The sequence below is a fragment of the Saccharomonospora saliphila YIM 90502 genome, from assembly GCF_000383795.1.
Taxonomy (GTDB): domain Bacteria; phylum Actinomycetota; class Actinomycetes; order Mycobacteriales; family Pseudonocardiaceae; genus Saccharomonospora; species Saccharomonospora saliphila.
In genome coordinates, this window is sequence record NZ_KB912705.1 from 5,657 (window position 1) to 8,032 (window position 2,376).

A 2,376-nucleotide genomic window follows, 5' to 3' on the forward strand; every position below is an offset into this window, starting at 1 on the left:
CCCCCGTGCGCTGGCGCGCGGGCGAGCGACATGGTGAGGTCCCCGTGCCTGCCGTGACGGCGCGGGACACGCTGGGCGCCGGGGACGTGTGGCACGGTGCCCTCGCGGCCCGCCACGGCCGCCTCGACCTGCCCGACCTGATCGAATTCGCGAACGCCGTGGCCGCCGAACGGGTACGGCACGAGGGTCCTCGTGCCTGGACGGGCCCGGTCAAGGCGATGATGGGAGTGACATGACCTCGTTCGAGGACCTGCTCGACCGCGCACGCGCGCTCGCCGACGGCAACGACCGCGCGGTGCTCGGCATCGCGGGCCCGCCCGCGTCGGGCAAGACCACCCTGGCCTGGCGGCTGGCCGACGCGCTCGGGTCGAGCGCGGCCGTGGTCGGGATGGACGGGTTCCACCTGGCCCAGGTGGAGCTGGCCCGGCTGGGACGCACGGACCGCAAGGGCGCGCCCGACACCTTCGACGCGTACGGCTACGTGCATCTCATCCGCAGGCTGGCCGAGGGCACCGAGCCGGTCTACGCGCCCGAGTTCCGCAGGGAGGTGGAGGAGCCGATCGCCTGTGCCGTGCCCGTGCCGCCCAGCGTGCGGCTGGTGATCACCGAGGGCAACTACCTCCTGCTGGACACCGAGCCGTGGAACGCGCTGCGCGGGCTGATCGACGAGGTCTGGTTCCTCCAGCCCGATGAGGACGACCGCATCGCCCGGCTGGTGAGCAGGCACCGCAGGTTCGGTCGTTCCCTGGTGGAAGCCCAGCAGCGAGCGCGGGGCTCCGACCAGCGCAACGCCGACCTCATCGCGCCCAGCGCCGAGCGCGCCGACCTCGTGGTCCGCGAGATGGAGCTGCCCTACTTCGCGGTCTGACCCTCCGGGCGTGCCCGCCCGCCGCCGGGAGCCCGGGACTCCGCCTGCCCGGCCCCCCGGCCGCCGAGATCAGGTGCGGGCGGCGGTCTCCGGGTCGGTCTCGACCGGCCTGCGGATCTCCTGGAGGTAGCGCCAGACCCCGTACACCGTGCCGCCGACGAAGAACGCGATGCTGCCCCAGACCAGCGCGGTCTTCACCCACGGCAGCGAGTCCAGCAACCCGGCGCCGTAGTAGCCGATGAGCACCAGTGTCGGCACCCAGAGCAGCGCGCCCGCGGCGGTGGCGGCCAGAAAGCGGCGGTTGTTCATCCCGGCGGCGCCCGCGATCAGCGGCGCGAGCGTGCGCACCCACGGAATCCAGCGCGCGGCCACGATCGCGAAGAAACCCCTGCGGTCGAGAAACGCCCGTGCCCGGTCCAGGTTGGCCTGGTTGAGCACCGTGCCGCCCCGTCGCGCGACGAATCGCGTGCCGGTCTGCCTGCCGATGTGGTAGCCGACGTGGTTGCCCAGGACCGCCGTCACCAGCGCCACGCCCGACAGGGCCCATGCGTGCCCGTCCGCGCCGTGCTGGGCCAGCACCACGCCCGCTCCGAACAGCAGGGAGTCCCCGGGCAGGAACAGGCCCACGATCAGGGCGCACTCGACGAACACGAAGCTGAGCACGATGGCCCAGACCAACAGGGGTCCCGCCGTGGCGAGCCAGTCCATCCCGACCGCCGAGGCGGTGTGCACAACGTCCACGTCGGCAGAGTACGTGTCCGATTTCCCGCGTGGGACAGCACAGGCGAATCCGTGCTCCGACCGACACACGCGGTCAAACTCGCACTACCAGGTGAATTCGTCAGCGGTCCCGCTCAGGCCCCGTCCGGCCGGGGTCAGGACGACGCGCGCCCCGTGTCATCGCCCGGCGTCCCGCGCGGGAGGCCGCCCGGTGGCTCGCACGTCTCGATGGCGGTGTTGAGCCGGTCGAGCAGGCCGGTGAGGGCGGCGCGGTCGGTTTCCGGCCAGTCGGCGAGGACCTGCCCCAACCACTCGTTGCGCTGTCTGCGGTTCTCCTCGAACACCCGGACGCCCTCGTCGGTGGCGGCGAGCAGGGAGGCGCGGCCGTCGTCGGGGTCGGCGCGCCGCTCGACGAGCCCGTGCCGCACGAGTGATCCGCACTGCCTGCTCACCGTGGAGATGTCCGAGTGCACCAGCTCGGCCAGTGCCCCGGTGCGCTGCGGGCCCCGCTCGATCAGGGTGAACAGGATCGCGTACGCGGCTCGCTCGACGCCGTCGGGCCCCGGGGCGACGGTGTGCTGCTTGGCCCGATGCATCAGCCGGGTGAGCCGGACGAGCTGGCGGGCGAGCGCGTCGGTGGGCCCGGCCTCCTCGGCCGCGCACGGCTCGGTCGCGCCGGGACCGTGGGATACGGGGGTCATGCGGGAACCTTCGTCGGACATGCGGCGCGCGATCGCGTCGAATGGATCAAGAGTGCTCCGCCGCCGTGAGCGCGGACACGAGCGTGA

The 2,376-nt window shown here is 73.0% G+C and carries 4 protein-coding genes; 2 read left to right on the forward strand and 2 right to left on the reverse strand.

Annotated features, from left to right (window positions below; genetic code table 11):
• Positions 1–236: PfkB family carbohydrate kinase (locus SACSA_RS0116615; RefSeq protein ID WP_198009091.1), on the forward strand; the 236-nt coding region annotated here is incomplete at its 5' end.
• Positions 233–868: a nucleoside/nucleotide kinase family protein gene (locus SACSA_RS0116620; protein WP_019818861.1), complete on the forward strand. Its 636-nt coding sequence runs from the start codon at positions 233–235 to the stop codon at positions 866–868. The genes SACSA_RS0116615 and SACSA_RS0116620, both read left to right, overlap by 4 nt.
• A 69-nt stretch (positions 869–937) precedes the next feature.
• On the opposite strand, the gene SACSA_RS0116625 is transcribed toward SACSA_RS0116620, so the two are convergent.
• Positions 938–1,576 (reverse strand): DedA family protein, encoded by a 639-nt coding sequence (locus tag SACSA_RS0116625; protein ID WP_048876923.1) that lies wholly within the window; start codon positions 1,574–1,576, stop codon positions 938–940.
• A gap of 167 nt (positions 1,577–1,743) precedes the next feature.
• Positions 1,744–2,289 carry a MarR family winged helix-turn-helix transcriptional regulator gene (locus SACSA_RS0116630; protein ID WP_048876924.1) on the reverse strand — a complete coding sequence of 182 codons (546 nt, stop codon included), beginning with the start codon at positions 2,287–2,289 and terminating at the stop codon, positions 1,744–1,746.
• Between the last annotated feature and the right edge of the window lie 87 nt (positions 2,290–2,376).